The sequence below is a fragment of the Catenulispora acidiphila DSM 44928 genome (genome assembly GCF_000024025.1).
Taxonomy (GTDB): Bacteria; Actinomycetota; Actinomycetes; order Streptomycetales; family Catenulisporaceae; genus Catenulispora; species Catenulispora acidiphila.
This window is the reverse complement of the sequence record NC_013131.1, coordinates 3,615,343-3,639,530: the sequence shown is the minus strand read 5'-3', so window position 1 is coordinate 3,639,530 and position 24,188 is coordinate 3,615,343. Positions and strand designations below refer to the sequence as shown.

The following is a 24,188-nucleotide window of genomic DNA, read 5'->3' as shown; positions in this document are numbered from 1 at the left end:
AAACAAGGGGTAATGGCTCGCCCTGAGCAATTATTCGGCGCTGGACAACCGTCCAGGTCACAGCGGAGCACGCCGCGCGCCAAGCCAAAATCAGGCCTCAGTCTCGCCCGATCCGCCTCCCTCAGAACGGATCCGAGCAACCTCAAGCTCGGCTGCCGCGATGCGTGCCGCAGCGTCCTGGCGCGCCTCGTCGCGGAGGCTCGCGGCTTCGGCTTCGGCGAGCCGGAGGATGGCTTCGGTGCGGACGCCGAGTCCTTCGTAGGTGGCGCCGGTGTGTCTGCTTCTGCCTTTGGGCTTCCAGCCTCGGCCGCCGCGCAGGTCCTCTTGGAGTTCGCTGATCAGGGTCGCTTGGCGACCGATGGTTTCGCAGAGCTCTGTGATCAGCCGCCGCTGGGTGTCCAGCACGTCGTTCAGTTCCGCGTATCTCGGGTCTTGCGGCGCCGGGTCGTGTTCCGCCATGCCTCAGCACCCTGCCACAGTCAGCCGCGGAGGCGTAGGTGCCGCTGAATCGCGACGGCGATGAAAACAGTCGCGAACAGCGAGACGCTCAGCGCCCCGACCGCCACGGAAAGGGAGTGCCACGCCGACAGTCCGCGCTGGAGACCGTAGGCGTACAGACCGCCACCGATCATCGAGCCCAGACTCGCTCCCATGGATTCGGCGAGCACGAGCCCGGCGGCGAAGGCGTCGGTCGTCGACTTGTCCCGGACGTCCACCGCCGTCACCGGCAGGTTCGTGTAGATGAAGCCCATGCCCGATCCGGAGATGAGGAACGCCACCCACATCAGCGGCATCGCAGTACCCGATGACAGGTGCGCGGCCAGCATCACCGGCATCCCCGCCACCGGCACGGCGACCAACAGCGCGCCGACCACGCCTGCCGCGCCGGTGCTCAGATTCCACCGCTCGTGGAACTTCGGCTGCAGGAACGCCACCGTCGACCAGGCGACCGCGTCGCACGTGAGCACCGCCGACGCCGCCGCGATCGACGAGCCGAACCCGCTGCGCGCGATGACCGTCGCCATCGCGTCCAGCCCTGAATAACCCAGCGACAGCGTCAGCATCGCCAGGACCGCCAACCGCGGACCACGTTCGCCGGACGGCAGCAGCTTCCGCGCCGCCACCGCGACCACGAGGAGCCCGCACACTGCGACGATCTGCCCGACGCCACTCTTCACACTGGTCCCGCCCAACAGCAGCAAGCATCCGCCGATGAGTATCAGGACCCGAATGAACGGCGGTGTCCGCACCGCGCTGTCCTTCTCGACCCCCTCGACCCCCTGCGCCGCCTCCTGCCGCATCGCCCCAGCCCGCCGCACCACCAGCGCGCGCCCGACGACCACCAACGGCAGAATCAGCGTCAGCGTCCAGCGCCAGCCGAGCAAGTCCGACACCGTCGAGGCGTACACCGGCCCGAGGAAAGCCGGCAGCAGCCACATCGCCGAGATCAGCGAGTACACGCGCTTGCGCAGCCGCTCGGGAATCGAGTGCGCGACGGCGCTCACTCCGAAGGTGGTCAGGACGCCAGACCCGAACCCCTGGAACAGCCGCGCGACAACGAACAGCACCGCGGAACCGGCCACCGCCGCCAACACCCCGCCGACCACGAACACGACCGAGGCCACCCCCGCCGTCCGCAACCGCCCCAACCGCGCCGTGATCGCCGGTGTCAGCGGCGCGGCGGCGATCATCGCCATCCCGTAGGAGCCGAGCAGCCAGCCGTAGGAACGTTCGGCGTGCAGATCGTGCGCCACCAACGGCATCACCACAGCCACCGCGAAGTACTGCATCGCCGTGGCGAACTCCATCAGCAGCAGACCGACCACCAACAAGCCGGTCCCGCCTCGGAACAGCTCGCTCCACGAACCCGCGAACCGTGCGGGGGTCGCGGCAGTGGCAGCCTCAGTGCTCATGAATCCTCAGTCCGGAAACGGGGCGGCCGGCGACCAGCCGATGATCGTCAACGACGCGTCACCACGATCGCATCCCGTCGCCGGCAAAGGAATCCGGCTTTGGTCCTAGCACTCAGGACGTAGGACTCGTCGCGGCTAGGCAATGCGCCTTCACCGCACCGACCGCCGCGTCCAACCGCCCCAACTCCAGCGCGGTGAGCAAGTCGGCGTGGTGCTTGTTCGCCTCCTGCAACCGCCCCGCGTCCGGCACGGTTGCCAGCAGGCACAGCCGCCCCAACAGGTCGGCGACCTCCTCGCCGGCCATACCGTTCCCCAGCGCCTCGGCCAGGCCGAGGTGGAAGCAGGTTTCCAGGCGGAGCAGTTCCGCGTGGTCGACGGTGGCGTTCATCTCCTCGACCACCGCTTGCAGGCCCGAGGCCCAGTCCGGCGGCAGTTCGCCGGCGGAGCGGGCGACCAGGCCGCACTCCAGCAGCAGGTGGAAGTCCTCCAGGGACGCCGCCTGGTCGGCGTCGCGGAACGCCTCGATGACCGCGTCCCAGTTCGTCGCGACGAACGTGCCGCCGACGCGGCCGCGGCGCCGGTCCAGCAAACCGTCCTGGCACATGGTCTCCAGCGCGCGGCGCACGGTCATCTCGCTCATGCCGAGTTCCTCGGCGATGACGCCGGTGTCCGGCAGACGCTCGCCAGAGGCGAGCACGCCGAGGCGGACCCGCAGCGCGATGCGCGAACGGATCAGCTCGGCGCCGGTCTGCTGGCGTACCGGCAGCCGGGCCGCGGCTGTGCTCGAGCTCGTGCCCGTGCTGCGGACCGGCGCCGTCAGCACCGGTGCCGGGTAGGGCCCGAACTTGCCCGCGGTGTTCGCCACGCTAGACACTCTAAATCGCGCGGAACACGACAGCGGTGCAGGTCGACACGCTCACTCATTCCTCATAACCGTCGGCGACGACCGCTCCGACCCGCTCGCCCAGCGTCGGATCGCGCCGCGTCAGGACCAACGCGTAGGCGACGGACGCGACCAGCAGGGCAAGCGAGACATACGGGAACCAGCTATACGGCGCAGGCTGCCCTGGTTTCACCAAGTAGTAAAGCGGCACCACGATCGCCACCGCGCCGAGCAGCGGCAGTACCACATGCCGGACAGCCCGGAACTCGGTCGGCCGGTATCTGCGGTAGTAGAACGGCAGCGCGATGTTCGCGGCGAGATACACCAGCAGAATCAGGATCGAACCCATCGAGGACGCCTCGGCGAAGAAGGCGGTCGCGTCCATCCGGCCGTGATGACCCACGAGGTGTCCCAGACCCCATCCGCCGATGATGACCAGCGCCGCGGCGATGAACGTGAGGATGGCGTTCGTCGGCGTCCGCCGCGTCGGATGCACGTAGCCCAGAAAAGCCGGCAGCAGCCGCTCGCGACCGGCGTTGAACAGCAGCCGGGTCTGCGAGTTCGCGCCGGCGATCAACGAGCCGACCGTCGAGGTGAGCCCGGCGATGTAGGCCAGGAACGCCAGGACGCCCAACGTTCCGCGCGCGACCACCATGAACGGCACATCCGCCGCGCCGACCTTGTGCACGTCGTATCCGAACCCTGTGACGGTGGCATAGGCGAACAGCACATAGCTCAGCGACATCACCGCGATGGAGGAGAACACCGCGCGCCCCACATCGCGCCGCGGATTCTCGCTCTCCTCCGCCAACGCCGCCGAGTTCTCCCACCCGATGAACAGATACACCGCTAACGGGAACCCCTCGGCGAGCCCTGACATCCCACCCCGGATATGGCTCGGCAGGAACGGCGCCGCCGACAGATGACCGCCGTGCTTGACGATCGCCGCGACCGACACCACCAGCAGCATCACCAGCTCCACCGCGAAGAAGAACCCTGCGACCTTCGTCGAGAGCACGATCCCCCGCACGATCAGCGCCGCCGACGCTGCCGTCAGCACCAGCGTCCACACCACCCACGCCGGACTCCACCCCGCGTAGTACTCCAGCGTCGTGGCCAGGAACCCGCCGGACACCGCGATCACCGCGGAGATCCCGATGATGTAGCCGAGCGCCGCCAGCAGCGCCGTCGCCACCGCGCTCGCGCCGCCGAACGTCGTCCCGACGAACGTGACGAAGCTGCCGGCGGAAGGATGCGCCCGCGAGAACTGCGCCAGCGTGTTCCCCAGCAAAGCCACCGCGACCCCGGCCGCGACGATCGTCAGCGGCGAAGCCAGCCCGGACGCCGTGGCGAGAAACCCGAAGCTGAAGTAGAAGCTCATCGCCGGCCCGATATTGGCCATCGTCGACCCGGCGATGTCCAGCAACCCCAACGCCCCGCCCCGCAGGCGCTGCTGATCCGCCCGCACCCGAACCGGCGGCGGTGAGACTACGGACATGCGCGGCTCCTCGCCGGCTGAGGGGGTCGTCAGTGGTGGCCGCGAAAATAGTTCGTGGCGACCAGTTAGGCAAGTGGCCGGTTCGCCGGAGCACCGCTTCGCCCGTCGTCGCCGTCCTCGCAGGCGGCGATCGGCTTTCCGGGCGAGCCTAAGATTCCATGCAGTGATCCGCAGTTTCCCTTAATCGAACAGTAAATTTCGTGTACATGTCAGAGTCTTGCGCTCTCATGTCCCCCTTGCAACGATGTGCCCTGCGATCCACCCCCAGGGCACATCCATCCATCGCCAGGAGGACGCATGAGTGCCACCGGAAGCCGCACCCCCGCCCCACCTCTGCGCAGACGGCTCACGGCGCTGGCCACGGCCGCGGCGAGCACGGTCGCCGGCGCGGCCCTGCTGGTCGGCGCCTCGCCGGCGCACGCCATGAACGGACCGGGCACCCCGCCGTACTGGGCCCAGTCGCCGTTCAGCGTGCCGAGCGGGACCGGCGCGAGTCTGCCGTTCACCGAGTACGAGGCGGAGGCTTCGACCACCACCGGGACGCGCGTCGGGCCGGACTTCACGCAGGGCTCGCTCGCCAGCGAGGCCTCCGGCCGTGAGGCGGTGCAGCTCACCGGTTCGGGCCAGTACGTGCAGTTCACGCTCACCAGCGCCGCCAACGCCTTCGACCTGCGCTACTCGCTCGCGCAGGGCGCCTCCGGCTCGCTGTCGGTGTACGTCAACGGCACCAAGCAGAGCAAGGAGCTGTCGCTGACGTCGGCGTACAGCTACATCAGCACCGGCGGCATCACCGGCAGCAAGACGCACAAGTTCTTCGACGACACCCGCATGATGTTCGGCCAGACCCTGGCCGCCGGGACCACGGTGAAGGTGCAGGTCGACTCCTCCGACAGCGCCGTGCCCTACACCGTCGACGTCGCAGACTTCTACAACGTCCCGACCGCGGCGAGCCAGCCCGCCGGTTCGGTCTCGGTCGTCACCGAGGGCGCGGACCCCACTGGCGCCAACGACTCCAGCAACGCCTTCAACACCGCGATCAACGCCGCCAACGCCGCGAACCAGTCGGTCTGGATCCCGCCGGGCACCTACCTGGTCACCAACCCGATCCAGACCCAGAAGGCGACGATCGTCGGCGCCGGCAACTGGTACTCGCAGATCAAGACCAACATGTTCATCCGCAACTCCTCGGCGGTCTCCGGGCCGGTGAACCTCAGCGGCTTCGCGATCCTGGGCAGCACCGTCGGACGCCATGACGACAGCTCGGCGAACGGCATCGACGGCTCGCTGGGCAACGGCTTCACCGTCAACGGCTTGTGGATCCAGGACACCAACGTCGGCTTCTGGCTGCAATACGGGAACAGCAACGGCACCGTGGAGAACACGGTCGTGGAGTCCACCGACGCCGACGGCCTGAACTTCAACGGCAACGCCAGCGGCAACGCCAGCGGCAACACCGTGAAGAACAACTTCCTGCGCGGCACCGGCGACGACGCCCTGGCGATCTGGTCCTACCCGACCGCCGACTCCAACATCACCTTCGCCAACAACACGATCGTGGCGCCGACGCTGGCCAACGGCATCGCGGACTACGGCGGGGCGAACAACACGATCTCCAACAACGTGATCGCCGACGACAACGCCCTGGGCAGCGGTCTGACGATCTCCAACGAGGCGTTCCTGCAGCCGTTCTCGCCGTTGTCCGGGACCATCACGGTCTCCGGCAACTACCTGATCCGCGCCGGCGCGTACAACCCGAACTGGGCGCACCCGATGGGCGCCGTGCAGTTCGACTCCTACGACTCCGATTTCAGCAACGTGACGGTCAACTACAGCGGCGGGGCGATCCTGGACAGCCCGTATGAGGCCTTTGAGATCGTCGGCGGAGACGGGACCGGGCACGTCGTCAACGGGCTGAACATCAGCAACGTGAAGGTGCAGAACACCGGTACCACCGTCTTCCAGGCGGAGACCGGCGGCGCGGCGAGTGTCAGCGGCCTGACAGCCAGCGGGCTCGGCGTCTCAGGCACGTACAACAACAGCTACCCCGGCAACGTCGCGGGCGCCTACACCTTCAACCTCGGCAGCGGGAACTCCGGCTGGAGTACCACCCCGGTGCTCACCACGTTCCCGGATCCGGTGCAGCCCGGCGCTCTGCACGCCTCGCCGGCCGCGCTGTCGTTCGGCGACGTGAAGTCCGGCACGACCAGCGCGCCGCAGTCGGTGACGGTGACGAACCCGGGCACCAGCGCCGCGCCGATCTCCTCGATCAGCGCCACCGGGCCCTTCTCGCAGACCAACAACTGCGGCAGCTCCCTGGCCGCCGGCGCCTCCTGCACCGCGCAGGTGACGTTCGCCCCGACCACCGGCGGCAACGCCACCGGGACGCTGACCGTCGCGACCAGCGCTCCGGGCGGTCCGCTGAGCGTCGCGCTGTCCGGACGCGGCATCACCTCCACGACGAACCTGGCGCTGGGCCAGCCGGCCACGGCGAGCAGCACGCAGGGCACGTTCGTGGCGGGCAACGCCACCGACGGGAACACCGGCAGCTACTGGGAGAGCGCCGACGGCGCGGGCTACCCGCAGACCATCACGGTGGACCTGGGCTCGACGCAGCCGATCGGCTCCACGACGCTGAACCTGCCGCCGTCCTCGGCATGGGGCGCGCGTACGCAGACGCTGTCCATTCTGGGCAGCACTGACGGGACGAACTTCACGCAGATCGTCGGCTCGGCCGCGCACACCTTCGACCCCGCGAGCGGAAACACTGCGACCATCGCGCTGCCGTCCGGCACGAGCGCCCGTTACGTACGCCTGAGCTTCACCGGCAACACCGGCTGGAGCGCGGCGCAGCTGTCGGAGTTCCAGATCTTCCCCGGCGGCGCGGCCAACGGCAGTGCCCTGACAGCGAACCCGTCGAACGTGTCGTTCGGCAGCGTGGCAGTCGGCTCGACGAGCAGCGCGCAGACCGTGACGGTGTCCAACCCAGGCGGCACTGCGGCAGCGATCTCCTCGATCAGCACGAGCGCACCCTTCTCGCAGACCAACACCTGCGGCACCTCCCTAGCCGCCGGCGCCTCCTGCACAGTCAAGGTGACCTTCACCCCGACCACCGCCAGCAGCGCGAACGGCACCCTCTCAGTCGCCAGCAACGCCCCCGGCAGCCCACTGACCGTAGCGCTCTCCGGCACCGGCACCTCCACCGGCGGCAACACCAACCTCGCCCTCAACAAGCCCACAACAGCCAGCGGCACCACCCAGAACTACACCCCCGGCAACACCGTCGACGGCAACACCAGCAGCTACTGGGAGAGCACCGACAACGCCTTCCCGCAGTGGCTCCAGGTCGACCTCGGCGCCTCCGCCAGCGTCAGCCGCATCGTGATGGACCTCCCGCCCTCCTCCTCATGGGGCGCCCGCACCCAAACCATCCAGATCCAGGGCAGCACCGACGGCACGAACTTCACCACCCTCGCCCCCTCCCACGCCTACACCTTCGACCCCGCCACGGGGAACACGGCGACCGCCACCTTCACCGCCGCCACCGTGCGCTACGTGAGGCTGACGTTCACCGCCAACACCGGCTGGCCGGCCGGTCAGCTCTCGGAACTGCAAGTGTTTTCCCAGTAGAACGACAAACTGCACCTTCTGAAGGGTGACGTTGGTAAGGCCTGGTCGGCGACTCCGCCTACCGGGCCTTGCCGCTTCTCGATCAGGACATCCGGCCTGCCGCAGCGGCGTAGCGCCGCGCCAGCATCGCGAAGGCGGATGTCAGCTCCGGTGGCCCGACCACCTCGACGTCAGCGTCGAACGCACCGACCCTCGCCGCCAACGCGGGCCACGACCACGCCCCCAGCACGAGCCGGCTTCGCTCCGGTCCCAGCTCCTCCACGACCGCGTCCGCAGCGAACGGCGTCACCGCCCCGATCGGCGCGTGCAGAATCACCTCACCGCGACAAGGCCAGCCGTCGGCACCATCAGAGCCCTGAAAACGACTCGTGACAAACGCCGCCACGTCGCCCCCGGGCACCTCCCGCGGCGTGAACCGCGGACCGGTCGGAATACGAGGGCTGATCCGGTCGGCACGAAACACGCGCCAGTCCTCCCGATCGAGATCCCACGCCACGAGGTACCACCGTCCGCCCCGCGCGACAACATGGTGCGGCTCCACTTTCCGCAGCACGTCGTCATAGTCGAAACGCAGCACCTCGCGAGCATGCACCGCCCCGCTGAGCGCCATCAGCACGTCCATTCCAACATCGGCGCCGCCACCCTCGGCAGGACCGATCGCGGTCACTTGGAACATGTCGACCCGCCGCCGCAATCGCGCTGGCATCACCTGCCGCACAGTCTGCAAAGCGCGCATGGAGGCTTCCCCCATGCCGGGGACGCGAGCGGCAGCGGCGACCGCAGTCTGCAACGCCGCCGCAAGCGCCACCGCCTGCTCGTCGTCGAACAACAGCGGCGGCAGCTCCGAACCGGCTCCCAGTCGATACCCACCATCCGGACCCTTCACCGCCGCGATCGGATACCCAAGCTCCCGCAACCGATCCACATCACGCCGCACCGTCCGCGGACTCACCTCCAGCCGCGCCGCCAAATCAGCGCCCGGCCAATCCCGTCGCGCCTGCAACAGCGACAACAGGGACAACAACCGTGCGGAGGTCTTCGGCATGTCTTCCATCATGCCGCACATAGCGGACACAACCTGGCCGCTACTGCTGCGAACGTTGCCGCCATGAACACCACCGACACCGCAACCCTGAAGTCCACAACCCACATCAACTTCCGCGGCGACGCCCGCCCCGCCCTGGAGTTCTACCGCGACGTCTTCGACGGCGACCTGACCGTCATCACCTACGGCGCGATGAACGCCGCGCAGCGTCCCGAGGAAGCCGACCAGATCATGTGGGGCCAGGTCACCGCACCCAGCGGCTTCGCGATCATGGCCTACGACGTCCCCGCCGACCGCCCCTACGCCAAGGGCGTCGCGCCGTTCTTCGAATCAGTACGCGGCGAAAGCCTCGAAGCCGTCACGCCGGTCTGGAAGAAGCTGTCCGAAGGCGCGACCGTCCTGCAGGAGCTGGCGCCCTCGCCCTGGGCGCCGGCGTACGGCATGCTCACCGACCGGTTCGGCGTCACCTGGGTGGTCGACGTCGCCGCGGACACCGTCCCCGCGACGTGATTCCCGACACAGTAGGCTGATTTCCCAACGAGCCGCCGCGGGGCCGGCCGTCGAGGTGGAGGTGCGCATGTCTGACAGTGCCCAGCATCACAGGGCCGTCGAGGGCGCCGAGGGCGTCGAGGGCGTCGAGGGCGTCGGGCACTGGCTGCCCACGACCATCGACACCTCGGTGGCGCACATAGCCCGGGTCTATGACTTCTTCCTCGGCGGCAAGGACAACTTCCCGGCGGACCGCGAGGCCGCGGCGCGGATCCTCAAGGGGAATCCAGGGATGCGCGACACCTGTCGCGAGCAGCGCGAGTACCTGCGTCGCGCGGTGCGCTACCTCGCGGGCAACGGGATCCGGCAGTTCATCGACATCGGGACCGGACTGCCGACGCAGGAGAACACCCACGAGGTCGCGCAGAAGGTGGCGCCGGACGCGCGCATCGCCTACATCGACAACGATCCGATCGTCCTGGCGCACGCCCGCGTCCTGATGGCCGACCAGGATCACGGCCGGACCGTCTTCATCCACGCCGACGCGCGCGAGCCCGCCAAGCTGCTCGCCGATCCGGCGCTGACCGACGTCATCGACTTCACCCAGCCGGTCGCGGTGCTGCTGATCGGCATCCTGCACTTCCTGCCGGACAGCGAGAACCCCGCCGAGCTGATCCGCGCCCTGCTGGACGTCGTCCCCGCCGGCAGCTACCTGGCGATCAGCCACGGCACGCCGGACTTCGCCCCGGAGATGGGCGACGCCGTCCAGGCCGCGTATCAGGCTTCGTCGATGCCTTGCCGAGTCCGCACTTCGACGGAAGTCATGGCACTGCTGAAGGGCGTGGAGCTGGTGGACCCCGGGCTGGTGCTGCTCGCCGAGTGGCGCCCCGACGGCCCGGTCCCCGCGAACCGCCAGCAGATCACCTACGCCGCGGTCGGTCGCAAGGTCTCCTGAAGGTCCGGCCCCGGGCCGTCCCCACTGCGCACCCCGTGAATATGGGGCGCGCAGACATCGAACGCAGCCATCAGCGGCAGTACGGTCCCGTCACCCCATCGGTGAACGGGAGGTTACGCAATGCCCCACACCCCCACCCCGAGCCCCACCCCCGCACCACCCCGGACAGCCGGCCGACGACGCGGCATCCTGGCCTCGCTCGCGGCCGCGTTCCTCACCCTGGCCGCCTCGGCCCTGACCCTCGCCCCCTCCGGCGCTCCGCCCGCGCGCGCCGCCTCATCACTGAATCAGGTCACTGGTTTCGGCTCGAACCCGGGAAACCTGGCGATGTACAGCTACGTCCCGCAAGGACTGCCTCAGGGCGCGCCTGTTGTGGTCGCCCTGCACGGCTGCACCCAGACCGCTTCCGACTACTACACCCACTCCGGCTGGTCGCAGCTCGCCGACCAGTGGGGCTTCGCGGTGGTGTTCCCGCAGACGTCCAGCACGAACAACTCTTTGTCCTGCTTCAGCTGGTTCGACTCCACGAAGGACACGCGCGGCAAGGGCGAGGCGGCGTCCGTCACGCAAATGGTGTCCTACGCCGAGAGCCACTACGGCTCGGACTCGCACCGGGTCTTCGTCACCGGGCTGTCCGCCGGCGCCGGAATGACCGCCGACCTGCTCGCCGACTATCCGGACGTCTTCGCCGGCGGCGCGATCGACTCCGGACTGCCGGCACAGTGCGCCACCACGCAAACGGCGGCCTCGTCGTGTCAGATGAACAACCAGAACTTCACACCGGCGCAGTGGGGCGACAAGGTGCGCAACTCAGACCCCGGATACACCGGACCGTGGCCGCGCGTCGCGATCTGGCAGGGAAGCGCGGACTACACCGTCTATCCGGTCAACGCCACCGAACTGCGCGACCAGTGGACCAACGTCTGGGGCATCAGCCAGACGGCGTCGAGCACGCAGTCGCTCAGCGGCGGCACGACAGAGTCGGTCTACAACGACAAAAACGGGAAGCCCGCGGTCGAGATGTACTCGATCAGTGGAATGGGACACGGTCTGGCGGTGGATCCAGGTTCCGGGACCGCGCAGTGCGGATCAACCGGCGCGTACTTCCTGAGCTACATCTGCTCGTCCTACTACACCGCGACGTTCTGGGGACTGAATTCCGGGACGCCGCCGACCTCGACGCCGTCCACGACGCCCTCAACCACGCCCTCGACCACGCCCTCGACCACACCGTCGTCGCCGACGAGCACGCCGAGCACGCATCCGTCCTCGTCGTCCTCATCCTCGGCGCCGGCGCCGTGCTTCACCGCGAGCAACTATGCGCAGACCGTCGCGGGCCGGGCCTATCAGTCCGGCGGCTACACCTACGCCGACGGCTCGAACCAGAACATGGGCCTGTGGAACGTCCTCGTCACCCACACTTTGAAGGAGACCAGCGCGGGCTACTACGTCATCGCCGACAGCGGCTGCTAGCGCTTTCCCGCCACGTCGCGGCGAGATCCGGCGGCGCCATGGACTCTTTTAGGTATCAATCCTATGGTCTCAAGACCCAGACACACCCCACTCTGTCTGATCTGGATCGCCCAAAGACCTGGGAGCTTTCCATGCCACGAAGACTCCAACGGCTCACCCGGATCCTCGCCGCGGCGGGTTTGACCGCGGCCGGGCTCACGACCACCTCGCTGACCGCCGCGCCGCGCGCCTCGGCCGCCGCCGGCGGCCTGCGCGACGTGCTGGTCGTCGGCAACAGCCAGGCCGGCACGGTCAGCGTGATCGACGGCCACACCTTCGCCAACCTCGGCTCGATCAACGTCATCCCCGACTTGTCGCAGCGGATGTTGGAGATCTACGTCAACCCGATCTGGCTCGCCGGCTACGAGACGGTGCGCGCGGTCGAAGGCGGTGACCGTTACGTCGACGACGCGACAGTCTCCCCCGACGGCCGCACGCTCTACGTCTCGCGCGGCAACCTGGACGATGTCGCCGCCTTCGACCTGACCACGCACGCCGAGCTGTGGCACAGCCGGCTCGACGGCTTCCACGCCGACCACGCCGCGCTGTCCCCCGACGGCACCCGCTACGTCGTGTCCGCGACCACCGCGCAGGAGGCGGAGGTCTTCGACACCGCGACCGGCGGCGTCGCAGGCACGTTCGCCACCGGCACCTATCCCCACCAGAACGACTACAGCGCCGACGGCAAGTACATCTACAACTCCAGCATCGGCATCACCTCGCTGCCGAAGGCGCTGGAGTGGGCCAAGGGCTCGTTCCTGCTGACCAAGGTGGACGCCACGACGCTGAAGGTCGTGCAGACCTGGACCTTCCCGCACGGCATCCGGCCGAACGAGATCGCGCCCGACGGCCACACCTTCTACGCCGACCAGTCGTACCTGAACGGCTTCGTCAAGTACGACCTGAACACCTCGCAGATCCTGAACACCGTGCAGATGCCCTTCGCCAGCGGCGGCACGACGCTGAGCCCGGACAACTACCCGCAGAACTCGGCGCACCACGGCCTGGCGCTGAACGGCGACGGCTCAAAGCTCTGCGACGTCGGCACGATCGACGACTACACCGCGATCGTCTCGACGTCGAACCTGACCACCGCCGGCACGGTGACCTACCCGGCCAACGCACTCCCCTACTGGGGTCAGACCAGCGCCGACGGCCAGTACTGCTTCGTCTCGCTGAGCAAGCTCGGCGAGGTGTCCGTGATCGACTACGCCACCGCGACCGAGGTCGCGCGCGTACCGGTCGGCGCCTTCCCGCAGCGCGAGCGGATCTCGCAGATGGCGCCGGACGCCGTCAGTGCTCTGAGTCCGGCGGCGGGGTGAGCCAGACCCCTTATTTGGAGTCGGGTCGTCCGACCGAAGCAGAGCTCTGTGTCATTTCCGCATGCGCCGCCGCGAAGCTCTCCGTGTCCACGGCGAGCACCGTACGCAGGTAGGCGGTGGTGACGCGCTGGATGAGCGCGACACGCTCGGGGTTCTCGTCGGTGGTCTCCGCCGAGGAGTAGCCGACGATACCCCCGAGCGAGTGCTCGCCGCCGAACAGCGTCAGCAGATGCTGCGCGCCGGGGCTCATGAAGTACGCGTCGGTGAACCAGTCCGGACCCCGCGTGGACAGCAGCGACTGGTCGCTATCGCCGGTGACGATGAGCGCCGGGATACTCAGGTCGCTGAAGTCCGGATGCATGAAGGGGAAGTTCTCCGCCGCGAACGGCGACAGGCTTTCGCCGGTTCCGGTGAGCGAGAGCAGGACGCCTGCCATCACCCTCTTGTCGGCGAAGTCCTCGCCGGGAACGCCTGCGGCGTCGAGCACTCCCGCGCCGAGCAGGGCGCTCGCGGTCTGCGCGCCCCAGGAGTGTCCGGCGATGGCGATGCGTGTGGCGTCGACACGCTCAGCCAGTCCCGGGACGGCGGCGACCAGCGTGTCCAGGTCGTCAATGACGCGTGTCAGGTCGCTGATGCGCACACGCCAGATGTCGGGGTAGCGCGGATCGTCCGGAGTGACGGCGAGCGTACGGGAGTCCAGGTGTGTTGGCTGCACGACGACGAAGCCGTGCGCGGCCCAGAAGTCAGCCAGGGGCGCGTACTTGTCCAGCGAACCGCCGAAGCCGTGGGAGAAGACCACGACCGGCAGCGCGTTGCCGCTCACCGGCGCGGATACCCGCACCTGTAGGTCGTCGCCCCGTTCGGGAGCGGAGAGGATGACCGGCTTGACCGAGACGATCGAGCTGGCAGCGCCTATCGCAGAGTCCAGATGAGACATGGTGATGAAGAGCCCTTCTATAGAGAACTACTTGGAATCGACGCGACCGAACGCGTCCGGACCGGTGGTCAGTGCCTGGCACGCCGCCTCGAACGCGTCGCCGTCGCCGCTGTCGCCGTCGCCGTCGCCGCCGAACAGCTGCGAGCGCAAATACGCCGCCGTCAGCCGCGCCACCGCCGCGACCCGATCGGGGTTCTCGTCGGTGGTCTCGGCGGCGTCGTAGCCGGCGATACCGCCGAGACCATGCTCGGCGCCGAAGAGCGTGAGCAGCGTCTTGGGACCGGGAGCCAGGGTGTAGGGGTCGGCGTGCCATTGCGGACCGACGTCGGTGAAGTGCCGGGAATCGTCCTGGTCTCCGGCGACGACCAGCGCCGGCGCGGTCATCGTCGCGAAGTCGACCGAGCGGAAGAACGGCACGATCGAGGCTCGCGGACCGGTCAGTGCCTCCCCGCCGCGTCCGGGCGCGGCGAGCAGCACGCCGGCCTTGATGCGCGGCTCGGCGAGGTCCACGACCTCACCGGTGTCGGGATCGGTGACCTGCGCACCCAGCAGTACGCTGGCGGTGAAGCCGCCGAGCGAGTGTCCGGCGACGGCGACCTTCGCCGCGTCGAGACGACCGGCGAGCAGCGGCACCGCCTTTTCGATCGCGTCGAGCCGGTCGAGGATGTGCGTCATGTCCTCGGCGCGCGACCGCCAGAACAGCGGCGCGCCGGGCAGATCGGCGACCCGGCTGCTCAGAGTGCGGGAGCTGAGGTGCGTCGGCTGGATGACCGCGAAACCCAGTGCTGCCCAGGCATTGGCGAGCGGTGCGTAGCCATAAAGCGAGGACAGGTTGTTGGATCCGCCATGTCCGTGGGACAGCAGGATCACCGGCAGGTCGGCGCCTTCGACGGGCGCCGTGACGCGCAGTTCGAGGTCGACCGGGCGTCCGGGAACGGAGAGCACCACCGGGCTGTAGGACAGGACGGGAGGGGTGGACACGTGGGACGGGCTCATCGGGGAGACCTCCCCTTCGGGTAAGCTGAAACGGAACGTTGCTCCACTTAGTATCCGGAACATGGTTCCGCTTTGTCAACCGCGCCGGAGGAAGGACGCCCTGTGCCCACCGAGCAGGAACCCGCCCGCAGCAAGCGCTCCGACGCGCTCCGCAACCAGCAGACGCTGCTCGCCGCCGCCGCCGAGGTGTTCGTGACCTCGGGGGTCGACGCGCCGATCCGGCAGATCGCGGCCAAGGCCGGCGTGGGCGTCGGCACGTTCTACCGCCACTTCCCCACCCGCGCCGACCTGATCACCGCCGTCTACCGGCACCAGATCGAGGAGTGCGCCGAGGCCGGTCCGACACTGCTGGCGAGCGCCGACTCGCCGTTCGAGGCGCTGCGCCGGTGGATCGACATGTTCACCGACTTCCTGGTCACCAAGCACGGCCTGGCCGACGCCCTGCGCTCGGACGACGCCACATTCGCCGCGCTGCACACGTACTTTCTCGACCGGCTGGAACCCGTGTGCGCGAACCTGATCGAGGCCGCCGTCGCCGCCGGCGACATCCGCGGCGACATCAGCGCCTACGAGCTGATGCGCGGGGTCGGGAACCTGTGTGTCGGACGGGACCTGGACGCGCGGTACGAACCACGGCGACTGATCGCGGTGCTGCTGGACGGGCTGCACGCACCCCGCTGACCAGCCGTACGGCCAGTCGATGAGCCAGTCGATCTGCCGGTCCGCCAGCCGCTCAGCTGATCATGCGCCGCCGCAACCCCCGCCGCTTCAACCGATTCAGGCTGCGCTCCCGCGCTGCCAGCACGGCGTGCACGTCCAGCATCGAGGCGATGGTCGCCGACCACGGGAACTGCTCGGCCCGATGCCGCGCCGCCGCCCGCCGCTCGGCTTCGGGCCAGGCGAGGATGCCGGCGACGGCGCGTGCCATGTCAGCACCCGTGGACGCGGCGGCGATCCCGGCGCCGGCGGCGAGCAGTTCCCCGGCGCCGCCGGTGTCCGCGGTGACCACCGGCGTCCCGCACGCCAGGGATTCCAGCACCGTCAGCCCGAACGTCTCAGCCGGTCCCGGCGCGATGACGACGTCCGCCTCGGCGATCCGCGCGGCCAGCTCGGCACGGTCGGCGAGGTAGCCGTGGAAGGTGATCGGCAGCTCGGCGGCGACGCGTTCCAGATGGTCGCGCTGGCTTCCGGTGCCGTAGACGTCAAGGTGGACCGGGACGTCCTCGGAGATCAGGGCCCTGACGGCGGCGATCGCCGCGATCGGGTTCTTCTCGACCGATAGCCGACCGCTGTAGACGAGGCGCCAGGGGTGTTCCCCGGTCCCGCGCGGCTCCTCGGTTTCGACCGGGCGCTCATTCCGGTTCGGGCAGAAGGTGTCCAGATCGACGCCGAGCGGGATCTCGCGCAGGAACCCGCTGGTCCCGGCGAACTCGGTCCCGGCGAAGGCGGAGGCGACGACGACCGCGTCGAACCGCGTCGCCAGCCGCCTCGAGCGCCGGTGCAGCGCCGGTTTCAAGGCCCTGTGACTCGCGCGCCAGGCGTGGGGAAACCGTGCGGCGGCGACCGCGTCCAGCCGCTCGTGCGAGATCAGCACCGCGCCGACGCCGCGCTGTCTGGCCCAGGGTCCGGCGGCGGCGAGCGTCGCCTTGTCGGAGACCTCGACGGTGTCCGGCTGAAGCTCCTCCAGCAGCTCCCGGACCGGCGAGAAGCGAGGGATCATCCGGTATCCGCCGCTGACCGGCACGCTGGGCAGCGTGACGACGAGCCCTGATTCGCCCTCCTCGCGCGAGTGCCGCTGGCCGGGGATGACCAGCACCCGCTCGTGCCCGGCGGCCACATAGCCGCGGCCCAGCTCGTCGACCACCGTGCGCAGGCCGCCGGAGTTCGGGGTGTAGGCGTTGGCGAGCTGGACGATCCTCACGACAGGGGGACCGCTGCGCGGCGCATCACGAGCCCGGAGTAGGTGCTGGGTTGATACCCGGCGGCGAGCGCGGCGTCGATGACGGCCAAGGTGGTCGCGCGCAGTCCGGGGTGCCGCAAGTCGTCCGGGTGCATGGCGACCCGGAACGAGCGGCCGCGCCGGATCATCGCGGACGCGGTCTTGCGCATCATGCGGGCGGCGAAGACCTCGCCGGTCCCGCCGGGGCGGTGCGAGAGCGCCGGGAGCGTGTAGCGCTGCTCGGTGATCAGGTCGTGGACGAACAAGTGAGAGCTCGAATACCGGATCCCGACGCGGCGCAGCGCCTGGTACGACCCGGGCGAGGCGAGCCAGCCCGGCGGGTGGAAGCCGACCGGCTCGATGTCGAGCGCGGCCAGCTCCGCCAAGCCGGCGGAGAGCCGGGCGGTGGCGTCGGCGACGTTCAAGGCGGCGAACTCCGCCGCGCCGCGCGCGATCAGCTGCGCGGTGGCGCGGCGCCAGGGCGCGCCGTCCGGTCCGGCCTTGTGCGCCCAGCCGTGCAGCGCCAGTTCGTGACCCCGGGACGCGGCGTCGTGCAGCGTGGCGACCAGATCAAGGTTCTGACTCAGCCGGACGCCGCGCCACGGTCCCGGGATCACCAGCAGGGTGCCCGGGATACCGCGCGCGTCGAGATCGGCGAGCCAGCGCTCGGAAGGCGCGGCGCTGGCGGACGCGATGTCGTGGATGGAGACGAGCAGGTGCGGCCGGGGCATTCACGCCGCCGTTTCGAAGCCAGATTGCGCCGTCGCGGTCGCGGTCGCTCCCGGGCCGGCGGTCCCGATCTTGCCCGCGAGGGCGTTGGCCTCGACGCTGGTCGTGATCATGTTGCCCTCGGACGTGGCGGCGTCCGGCATGACGGCGACCGGGCTGCGGCCGCTGATGACGCCGTCCAGGTACCGCATGAGCTGGTCGCTGACGGCGCTCCAGGTGCGGGTCTCGACCTCGGCGCGCGCGTTGTTCCCGTACAGGGTCCGCAGCTCGCGGTTCGCGCTGAGCCGCATCACGGCGGCGCGGAGCTCGGAGACCGAATCAGGGTCGTACAACACTCCGGTGCGGCCCGGGGTGACCAGGTCCAGCGGTCCGCCTGCGGCCGGCGCCACGACCGGGACGCCGCTGGCCATCGCCTCCTGCACCGACTGGCAGAAGGTCTCGTCGGCGCCGGTGTGGACGAACACGTCCAGGCTGGCGTAGGCGCGGGAGAGCTCGTGGCCGTCCAGGAAGCCGGTGAACGTCGCGTTCGGCAGTGCCGCACGCAGCCTGTCCTCCGCGGGTCCGTCGCCCACGACCAGCAGCCGTACGCCGGGCAGTCCGCTGAGGTCGGCGAGCATGCCGACGCGCTTTTCGGGGGCGAGCCGCCCGACGTAGCCCACGACCGTCTCGCGGTTCGGGGCGACCTCGTGGCGCAGCATCTCGTCCCGGTAGCGGGGATGGAAGCGCTCGGCGTCGACACCGCGCCGCCACAGTGCCAGGCGCGGGAATCCGTGCTCTTCCAACGTCTTCAGCGTCGCTGTGGAGGGCACGAGTGTGAGATCGGCCTGGGAGTGGAGCTTGCGCAGCCAGGGCCAGATGACCTTGTCGGTACCGCGAAGCCCGTAGCGCTTGGCGAAGCCGGCGACATCGGTCTGGAACACCGCGACGCACGGGACGTCCAGCTTGCGCGCGGCGGCGGCGCCGGCCCAGCCCAGGCTGATCGGCGAGGCGAGGTAGATGACGTCGGGCTGGAACTCCCGGAGCTTGCCGACCAGCCGCGCCATCGGCAGCCCGACGACGAACGACCGGTAGCCCGGCAGCGCGAACCCTCCGACCGAGGCCACCTCGTGCCCGGCGTACTGCTCGGGACCCGGCTTGGCCGCGATGACGAGCGCCTCGTGCCCGCGTGCGGCCAGCTGCTCCAGGACGCGGCAGACCGAGTTCGTGACCCCGTTGACCCGGGGGAGGAACGATTCGGTGATGACGGCTATACGCACGTTGCCCACTGTGACCGCGCGAGATGGAACGCGGATATTAATCACACGAGGACGCGCACAACCTGAGGTGAAAGGTAGGGGACGGCGCCGCTGTCACATCCGCGGCGCGCCGGGCGTCAGGGTGACAGCCGCCCGGGAACGGGCGCCGAGCAAGCCGGCACGACACCGACAGCACACCTCCCGCACACCGCGAAGGAAACCCGTCATGAAGCTCGCCAGCATCTCCGGCATCACCCAGCACTCCGCCGACCTGGACCGCACCGTCGCCTTCTACGAAAGCCTCGGCTTCCGGGTCGGCAAGCGGGACGAGAAGCAGGTGACGCTGTACGTGAACTGGTTCTGGATCATCTTCTCCGCTGCCGAGGGACCGGTCGAGCCCGGGACCGCCAGCGCGGTCCACCTCAAGGTCGACGACATCCAGCAGGCCTACGAGGAGGTCGTCGCCGCCGGACACAAGCCGTCGGGCGAGCCGGCCAAGCGGACCGGCGGCGGCTCGGAGTTCGAGTTGACCGACCCCGACGGCTACCGCCTGGTCCTCTTCTACAAGAAGTGACCCGCGCCGCGCCGCCGGCCTGATCCACCGCGCCATGCAACCTCCCGGACCGAACCGTGGGTTCTGAGGTTTTGTGACGTGTTTCGGACCGCGATCGGACCAGGGTGGCGATGAGGCGATGCAGCGATGAGCCAGAGGAACAGTGAGAAGAAGCAGTCCGCGCGCGAGCGGGTCGAGGCCGAGCGTCTGGCCCGGCAGCGGCGCGGACGGCGCCGACGGCAGTTCGTGATCATCACCGCGGTACTGGTCGTGCTCGGCGCCGCGACCGGGGTCGGGATCGCGGTCAGCACGTCGTCGAGCAAACCGGTGGCATACAGCGTGCCGACGAACGGCTCGGTCGTCGCCGACAAGTACAGCGATCCCTCCGGCAAGCAGACCGCGCTGGCCTACGGTCCGGCCGACGCGCCGCACACACTGACCATCTATGAGGACTTCCGCTGCCCGATCTGCCGGTCGCTGGAGACCGGATCGGCGTCGGTCTACAAGTCCTATGTCGCCGCCGGAACGCTGCGCGTGCTGTTCCATCCGGTCACGCTGATCGACGCCAACAACCCGGGCACCAGCGGTTCGCTGTGGTCGGGCGCGGCCTCGGTGTGCGCGGCGGCGGCCGGGAAGTTCGACGAGTACCACGACGCGCTGTACGCCGACCAGCCGGACGAGACCACCGACGGCTATAGCGATATCGCGAAGCTGATCTCAGTGGCGAAACAGATACCGGGACTGGACTCGCCGACCTTCGAGTCCTGCGTCACCGCCGGTACCTACAAGGGCCTGGTCCAGCAGAACATGACCGACTTCAATACCCTGCGACTGCCCGGAACGCCGACCCTGCTGCTCGACGGCAAGCGGCTGACCATACCGCAGTCGGTGTACAAGCTCTCCGCCGACGGCAAGTCAGTGGTCGGATCCGATCCGGCGCAGCTGAAGAAGGTGCTCCAGGCTGCGGGACTTCCGTAAAGCGCAGGGCCCGCCTCAGCCGAGCTGACCGGTCGGGCGCACCACGAGCTGGCTGACGTCCACGCCCTCCGGCTGGTTGACCGCGAACAGGATGGCATTGGCGATGTGCTCGGCGGTCAGCGCTGGAGCCGCCTGCGGAGATCCGCCGCGCTCGTCCCAGAACGGGGTGTCCACCACGCCGGGGGCGACGAGCGTGACGCCGACCCGGTCCTTCGCGACCAGCAGCCGGACGTTCTCGACCAGCGCGTGGACGGCCCACTTCGTGACGGAGTAAAGGTTTCCGGGCGTGTTCCGAATACCGGCGACCGATCCGACGACCACGATCCGTCCCTTGGACTCGCGCAGGTACGGCAGCGTCTGGCGCACCAGCAGAGCCGGGCCGAGGACGTTGGTCAGGACCATGGCACGCATCGCCTCGGGGTCGTGGTCCTCCAGCGTCCCGGGCAGGGAGAAGCCGGCGTTGGCGATCACAGTGTCCAGCCGTCCCCAACGACCGATGACCTCGTTGACGACCGAGGCGACGTCGGTGGCGTCGCCGGCATCGCCACTGACGGTCAGCAGCTGCTCCCCGGCGTCGGCGGAGGCGGCGAAGGCCGCCAGCCGGTCGCCGTCGCGACCGGTGACCGCCACCCGGTGTCCCTGCTGGAGCAGGGCGCGCGCCGTCGCCGCCCCGATGCCGCTCGAACCGCCGGTGATCAGCGTGACGTGTTCCATGAGGCCTCCTCGGTAGGCGGTAGTGCCGGCTGGCGCATGGTATCCGATCATGGAGAACGGTCAGGCGCAGCCGCCTCCCGGATCACCGCGCCGGCGAGTCGCGCGGACGTCGCGGCGATCTCGCGCGGCGGGACCGGCCGTCCGGCTTCGAGCCACCAGGTGATCGATTGGGCGAACATCGCGCCGAGCACCGCCGGGACCAGGTCGGTACCGGTCGCGGGCAGGTGCGCGGTGACCATCTCGGACAGCGCGGCGCGCATCCGGTCGGCGAACCAGGGACTGCCCTTGCGGCCGAGCATGGCGGCGTAGAAACGGTGGTAGGTGTCGATGTGCTCGAAGAAGGCGACCCAGCGTTCGGCCGCGGGGGTGGTCGCGGGAGTGGTTACGGGGGTGGCGTCGTCGACCGTGCCGAGCAGCGCGGCCATGGCCTCGTCGTAGATCTGCGCGACGAGGTCGTACTTGTCGCGGTGGGTGCGGTAGAAGGCGGCGCGGCTGATCAGGGCGCGGTCGGTGATCTCGGCGACGGTGACCTTCTCGAAGCCCTTCTGCTCGATCAGGTCGATCAGGGCTTCGCGCAGGAGTTTGCGCGTGCGGCGCACCCGGACGTTCTCGGTCTGCTGAGACACTTTCCGCCCCTTGTCTCGTCCTGGACAGCTGCGCCGCTTTGATCCTTGTCCGGCGATCGGCGCGGCGAGAAGACTCGCGATGGTGACGTCCCACTCCCCGATCGGGGATATGTCGAGGATATGAGGTGCTGGTCATGCGCGTGATCCGGGTCAGAGAGTTCGGCGATCCCTCGGTGCTGAAGCTGGAGGACGCGCCGCCGCCGGCCGCGGCAGCCGGTCAGGCGGTGATCGACGTGGAGGTCGCCGCGGTGTTGTTCGGCGACACGATCGTGCGGGGCGGGCGCTTTCCGTTCCCGCTTCCGTATACGCCGGGTCTGGAGGTCGGGGGACGCGTTGCTGCCGTCGGTCCCGGCGGGGACGAGGCGCTCGTCGGACGGCGCGTGGTCGCTGTGACGCCGAGAACCGGCGGCGGCTACGCGGAGCAAGCCGTCGTCGACACGCGGTGGCTGTTCGAAGTTCCCGACGGGACCGCCCTTGATGACGCGGTCCCGGTCTTCCAGGCCGGCGCGGTGGCACTGGGCATGCTCGGCGCGATGCGGCTCACGGCAGGTGAAACGATCTTGATCACCGCCGCTGCCGGACGGCTCGGGTCGCTCCTGGTTCAGGCGGCGAAAGCAGCAGGGGCAACGGTTATCGGCGCTGTTGGTAGCTCTGGGAAGACGGCGTTCGTCACCGCACTCGGCGCGGATGCGGTCGTCGACTACTCGATGCCGGACTGGATCGACCAGGTCACGACGGCGACCGGCGGTCAGGGCGTGGACCTGGCGTTGGACGCTGTCGGCGGTGCGATCGGCGCAGGAGCCCTGGCTGCGCTCCGCGACGGCGCGGGGCGTCTGGGCAGCTACGGCTTCGCGAGTGGTGAGTGGACGCCGCTGGACGCAGGCGTCATCGGCCGCCGAGGGCTGAGCGTCGTCGGCGCGGCGGGCATCACCTTCGCCAAGCCGGAGGCTGAGCAGCGTGCCGACGCCGAACGTGCGCTGTCGGAGCTGGCGGCGGGACGCCTCATCCCGCGGATCCACGCCGCCTTCCCGCTGGAGGGCGCCCCCGAAGCGCACGCCGAGCTCGAGGCACGCAGCACCATCGGCGCGATCCTGTTGAGGCCAAAAAGTCCTTACGAGTCAAGGAACTGATCACTCATCCGCATCCGGACCGATTAGGGTTTCCAGAGCCGAGCCGCAGCAAGCCGCCGCGACCAGCAGAGCAGCTATGCAGCTGAGTAACTGAGCAGCCGCACGCGAAGGAGACGCCGTGGAAGACCCGTCCCGGCTTCCGGCGGACGCCGAGCTCGCCGAGCGGCTGCGCGCCGGCGACGAGGACGCGTTCCGGATGGTGCTGGAGGCCTGGTCGCCGTCGATGCTGCGGCTGGCGCGCTCCTTCGTCTCGACCGGGGACTCCGCGGAGGAGGTCGTGCAAGAGGCCTGGCTCGGCGTGATCCAGGGGATCGAGCGGTTCGAGGGGCGCTCGGCGTTGAAGACGTGGGTGTTCCGGATCCTGGTCAACATCGCCAAGGGACGCGGGGTCAAAGAGAGCCGGACGCTGCCGTTCAGCAGCCTGCTGCCAGAAGACGAGGGTCCCTCGGTCGATCCCTCGCGCTTCCGGTCGGCCGACGATCCGTATGCCGGGCGCTGGAGTCCTGGGCAGAAGCCGCAGACGTGGGCGCTGCCGGAGAGCGAGGCGCTGGACGGGGAGGTGCGGCGGGTCGTCGCCGACGCGCTCGACGAGCTGCCGGAGCGGCACCGGACGGTGGTGATCCTGCGGGACGTCGAGGGCTACGCCTCCGACGAGGTCTGCCGCCTGCTCAACATCTCACCGGGCAACCAGCGCGTGATCCTGCACCGGGCGCGGGCTGTGGTGCGCGGGCGGCTGGAGACGTACTTCGCCTCCGCAGAACGTACTGAGAGCGCCGATCACTCTCCCCGGCGGAATCCCCGGAAAGCGGTGAGGAGCTTGGCGCGCGCCTCGGCGGACAGCGAGTCCGCCGGCAACTCGCCGAGCGTGTCGATGGTGCGGCGGAACTGCTCGAGGTAGGTCTCGCAGCCGTCGCAGAGCGTCAGGTGCTCAACGAAGCGCTCCTCCTCGGCCTCCGGGAGGGCACCTTCGAGGAAGTCCGTGACCAGCTCGACGAACGTGGCGCAGTCCATGGTCCCCATTGTGTAACAGCGTCCCCCACCCCGCCGCCGGGTGAACAGACCGCGAAGCCGAAACCCCCCGCCGGGCGATAGTGTTGGACCGCCATG

At 69.3% G+C, this 24,188-nt stretch carries 22 protein-coding genes and 1 pseudogene; 10 read left to right on the top strand and 13 right to left on the bottom strand.

What is annotated here, in order from left to right:
* Positions 1-90: 90 nt before the first annotated feature.
* The 4 genes from CACI_RS16400 to CACI_RS16385 all read right to left on the bottom strand — a co-directional run bounded on the left by CACI_RS16400 (position 91) and on the right by CACI_RS16385 (position 4,294).
* A complete protein-coding gene (locus tag CACI_RS16400; protein ID WP_012787498.1) occupies positions 91-459 on the bottom strand; it encodes a hypothetical protein in 369 nt (122 codons plus the stop codon).
* A gap of 20 nt (positions 460-479) precedes the next feature.
* Positions 480-1,913 carry an MFS transporter gene (locus CACI_RS16395; RefSeq protein ID WP_012787497.1) on the bottom strand — a complete coding sequence of 478 codons (1,434 nt, stop codon included), beginning with the start codon at positions 1,911-1,913 and terminating at the stop codon, positions 480-482.
* A gap of 112 nt (positions 1,914-2,025) precedes the next feature.
* Positions 2,026-2,778: a FadR/GntR family transcriptional regulator gene (locus tag CACI_RS16390; RefSeq protein ID WP_012787496.1), complete on the bottom strand. Its 753-nt coding sequence runs from the start codon at positions 2,776-2,778 to the stop codon at positions 2,026-2,028.
* Between the two features lie 55 nt (positions 2,779-2,833).
* On the bottom strand, positions 2,834-4,294 hold the full coding sequence (locus tag CACI_RS16385; RefSeq protein WP_012787495.1) for an APC family permease: 1,461 nt from the start codon (positions 4,292-4,294) through the stop codon (positions 2,834-2,836).
* A 297-nt stretch (positions 4,295-4,591) separates the two neighbouring features.
* Here CACI_RS16385 and CACI_RS53510 point away from each other — a divergent pair, with 297 nt between their 5' ends.
* The gene (locus CACI_RS53510; RefSeq protein WP_012787494.1) at positions 4,592-7,921 is read left to right on the top strand and encodes a discoidin domain-containing protein; all 3,330 of its coding nucleotides are present in this window, start codon (positions 4,592-4,594) and stop codon (positions 7,919-7,921) included.
* Between the two features lie 82 nt (positions 7,922-8,003).
* Here the strand turns inward: CACI_RS53510 and CACI_RS16375 are convergent, their stop codons facing one another.
* Positions 8,004-8,966 (bottom strand): helix-turn-helix transcriptional regulator, encoded by a 963-nt coding sequence (locus CACI_RS16375; protein WP_041541832.1) that lies wholly within the window; start codon positions 8,964-8,966, stop codon positions 8,004-8,006.
* A gap of 63 nt (positions 8,967-9,029) precedes the next feature.
* On the opposite strand from CACI_RS16375, the gene CACI_RS16370 reads away from it, so the two are divergent.
* From CACI_RS16370 to CACI_RS16355, 4 genes are all read left to right on the top strand, one after another.
* Positions 9,030-9,476, top strand: coding sequence for a VOC family protein (locus CACI_RS16370; RefSeq protein ID WP_012787492.1), 447 nt, complete (start codon positions 9,030-9,032; stop codon positions 9,474-9,476).
* Between the two features lie 67 nt (positions 9,477-9,543).
* Entirely contained in the window at positions 9,544-10,410 is an 867-nt protein-coding gene (locus CACI_RS16365) for an SAM-dependent methyltransferase (protein WP_012787491.1), read from the top strand.
* A gap of 120 nt (positions 10,411-10,530) precedes the next feature.
* Positions 10,531-11,883: an extracellular catalytic domain type 1 short-chain-length polyhydroxyalkanoate depolymerase gene (locus CACI_RS16360; RefSeq protein ID WP_012787490.1), complete on the top strand. Its 1,353-nt coding sequence runs from the start codon at positions 10,531-10,533 to the stop codon at positions 11,881-11,883.
* A 131-nt stretch (positions 11,884-12,014) separates the two neighbouring features.
* Positions 12,015-13,244: a YncE family protein gene (locus tag CACI_RS16355; protein ID WP_012787489.1), complete on the top strand. Its 1,230-nt coding sequence runs from the start codon at positions 12,015-12,017 to the stop codon at positions 13,242-13,244.
* 10 nt (positions 13,245-13,254) lie between these two features.
* Here CACI_RS16355 and CACI_RS16350 read toward each other — a convergent pair whose 3' ends face one another.
* Positions 13,255-14,181 (bottom strand): alpha/beta hydrolase family protein, encoded by a 927-nt coding sequence (locus CACI_RS16350; protein WP_012787488.1) that lies wholly within the window; start codon positions 14,179-14,181, stop codon positions 13,255-13,257.
* Positions 14,182-14,208: 27 nt separating this feature from the next.
* Entirely contained in the window at positions 14,209-15,177 is a 969-nt protein-coding gene (locus tag CACI_RS16345) for an alpha/beta hydrolase family protein (protein WP_012787487.1), read from the bottom strand.
* A gap of 102 nt (positions 15,178-15,279) precedes the next feature.
* On the opposite strand from CACI_RS16345, the gene CACI_RS16340 reads away from it, so the two are divergent.
* A complete protein-coding gene (locus CACI_RS16340; RefSeq protein WP_012787486.1) occupies positions 15,280-15,858 on the top strand; it encodes a TetR/AcrR family transcriptional regulator in 579 nt (192 codons plus the stop codon).
* 52 nt (positions 15,859-15,910) lie between these two features.
* Here CACI_RS16340 and CACI_RS16335 read toward each other — a convergent pair whose 3' ends face one another.
* From CACI_RS16335 to CACI_RS16325, 3 genes are read right to left on the bottom strand one after another with little or no spacing between them, the layout of a single operon-like run.
* On the bottom strand, positions 15,911-17,098 hold the full coding sequence (locus CACI_RS16335) for a glycosyltransferase (RefSeq protein ID WP_012787485.1): 1,188 nt from the start codon (positions 17,096-17,098) through the stop codon (positions 15,911-15,913).
* The gene (locus CACI_RS16330) at positions 17,095-17,847 is read right to left on the bottom strand and encodes a DUF2334 domain-containing protein (protein ID WP_012787484.1); all 753 of its coding nucleotides are present in this window, start codon (positions 17,845-17,847) and stop codon (positions 17,095-17,097) included. Before CACI_RS16330 ends, CACI_RS16335 begins: the two co-directional genes overlap by 4 nt.
* Entirely contained in the window at positions 17,848-19,101 is a 1,254-nt protein-coding gene (locus CACI_RS16325; protein WP_223297545.1) for a glycosyltransferase family 4 protein, read from the bottom strand. It lies immediately after the preceding gene.
* A 205-nt stretch (positions 19,102-19,306) separates the two neighbouring features.
* On the opposite strand from CACI_RS16325, the gene CACI_RS51205 reads away from it, so the two are divergent.
* A complete protein-coding gene (locus tag CACI_RS51205) occupies positions 19,307-19,654 on the top strand; it encodes a VOC family protein (protein ID WP_012787482.1) in 348 nt (115 codons plus the stop codon).
* Positions 19,655-19,780: 126 nt separating this feature from the next.
* On the top strand, positions 19,781-20,611 hold the full coding sequence (locus CACI_RS16315; protein WP_012787481.1) for a DsbA family protein: 831 nt from the start codon (positions 19,781-19,783) through the stop codon (positions 20,609-20,611).
* Positions 20,612-20,626: 15 nt separating this feature from the next.
* On the opposite strand, the gene CACI_RS16310 is transcribed toward CACI_RS16315, so the two are convergent.
* Both CACI_RS16310 and CACI_RS16305 read right to left on the bottom strand, forming a co-directional pair.
* The gene (locus CACI_RS16310) at positions 20,627-21,325 is read right to left on the bottom strand and encodes an SDR family oxidoreductase (protein ID WP_012787480.1); all 699 of its coding nucleotides are present in this window, start codon (positions 21,323-21,325) and stop codon (positions 20,627-20,629) included.
* Positions 21,326-21,372: 47 nt separating this feature from the next.
* Positions 21,373-21,951 carry a TetR/AcrR family transcriptional regulator gene (locus CACI_RS16305; protein ID WP_012787479.1) on the bottom strand — a complete coding sequence of 193 codons (579 nt, stop codon included), beginning with the start codon at positions 21,949-21,951 and terminating at the stop codon, positions 21,373-21,375.
* Between the two features lie 134 nt (positions 21,952-22,085).
* Between CACI_RS16305 and CACI_RS16300 the strand changes: the two genes are divergently transcribed.
* Together CACI_RS16300 and CACI_RS16295 are read left to right on the top strand one after the other, a co-directional pair.
* The gene (locus tag CACI_RS16300; RefSeq protein ID WP_012787478.1) at positions 22,086-23,081 is read left to right on the top strand and encodes a zinc-binding dehydrogenase; all 996 of its coding nucleotides are present in this window, start codon (positions 22,086-22,088) and stop codon (positions 23,079-23,081) included.
* A 118-nt stretch (positions 23,082-23,199) separates the two neighbouring features.
* Positions 23,200-23,979 (top strand): RNA polymerase sigma factor, encoded by a 780-nt coding sequence (locus CACI_RS16295; RefSeq protein ID WP_012787477.1) that lies wholly within the window; start codon positions 23,200-23,202, stop codon positions 23,977-23,979.
* Between the two features lie 17 nt (positions 23,980-23,996).
* Here CACI_RS16295 and CACI_RS54205 read toward each other — a convergent pair.
* Positions 23,997-24,092, bottom strand: a pseudogene (locus CACI_RS54205) (zf-HC2 domain-containing protein); the annotation flags it as partial.
* Positions 24,093-24,188 lie beyond the last annotated feature (96 nt).

What these genes read in the sequence shown, in the direction of transcription:
- CACI_RS16400 (WP_012787498.1), bottom strand. Translation starts at nt 459, where the DNA reads ATGGCGGAACACGACCCGGCGCCGCAAGACCCGAGATACGCGGAACTG.
- CACI_RS16395 (WP_012787497.1), bottom strand. Translation starts at nt 1,913, where the DNA reads ATGAGCACTGAGGCTGCCACTGCCGCGACCCCCGCACGGTTCGCGGGT.
- CACI_RS16385 (WP_012787495.1), bottom strand. Translation starts at nt 4,294, where the DNA reads ATGTCCGTAGTCTCACCGCCGCCGGTTCGGGTGCGGGCGGATCAGCAG.
- CACI_RS53510 (WP_012787494.1), top strand. Translation starts at nt 4,592, where the DNA reads ATGAGTGCCACCGGAAGCCGCACCCCCGCCCCACCTCTGCGCAGACGG.
- CACI_RS16375 (WP_041541832.1), bottom strand. Translation starts at nt 8,966, where the DNA reads ATGCCGAAGACCTCCGCACGGTTGTTGTCCCTGTTGTCGCTGTTGCAG.
- CACI_RS16370 (WP_012787492.1), top strand. Translation starts at nt 9,030, where the DNA reads ATGAACACCACCGACACCGCAACCCTGAAGTCCACAACCCACATCAAC.
- CACI_RS16365 (WP_012787491.1), top strand. Translation starts at nt 9,544, where the DNA reads ATGTCTGACAGTGCCCAGCATCACAGGGCCGTCGAGGGCGCCGAGGGC.
- CACI_RS16360 (WP_012787490.1), top strand. Translation starts at nt 10,531, where the DNA reads ATGCCCCACACCCCCACCCCGAGCCCCACCCCCGCACCACCCCGGACA.
- CACI_RS16355 (WP_012787489.1), top strand. Translation starts at nt 12,015, where the DNA reads ATGCCACGAAGACTCCAACGGCTCACCCGGATCCTCGCCGCGGCGGGT.
- CACI_RS16350 (WP_012787488.1), bottom strand. Translation starts at nt 14,181, where the DNA reads ATGTCTCATCTGGACTCTGCGATAGGCGCTGCCAGCTCGATCGTCTCG.
- CACI_RS16345 (WP_012787487.1), bottom strand. Translation starts at nt 15,177, where the DNA reads ATGAGCCCGTCCCACGTGTCCACCCCTCCCGTCCTGTCCTACAGCCCG.
- CACI_RS16330 (WP_012787484.1), bottom strand. Translation starts at nt 17,847, where the DNA reads ATGCCCCGGCCGCACCTGCTCGTCTCCATCCACGACATCGCGTCCGCC.
- CACI_RS51205 (WP_012787482.1), top strand. Translation starts at nt 19,307, where the DNA reads ATGAAGCTCGCCAGCATCTCCGGCATCACCCAGCACTCCGCCGACCTG.
- CACI_RS16315 (WP_012787481.1), top strand. Translation starts at nt 19,781, where the DNA reads ATGAGCCAGAGGAACAGTGAGAAGAAGCAGTCCGCGCGCGAGCGGGTC.
- CACI_RS16310 (WP_012787480.1), bottom strand. Translation starts at nt 21,325, where the DNA reads ATGGAACACGTCACGCTGATCACCGGCGGTTCGAGCGGCATCGGGGCG.
- CACI_RS16300 (WP_012787478.1), top strand. Translation starts at nt 22,086, where the DNA reads ATGCGCGTGATCCGGGTCAGAGAGTTCGGCGATCCCTCGGTGCTGAAG.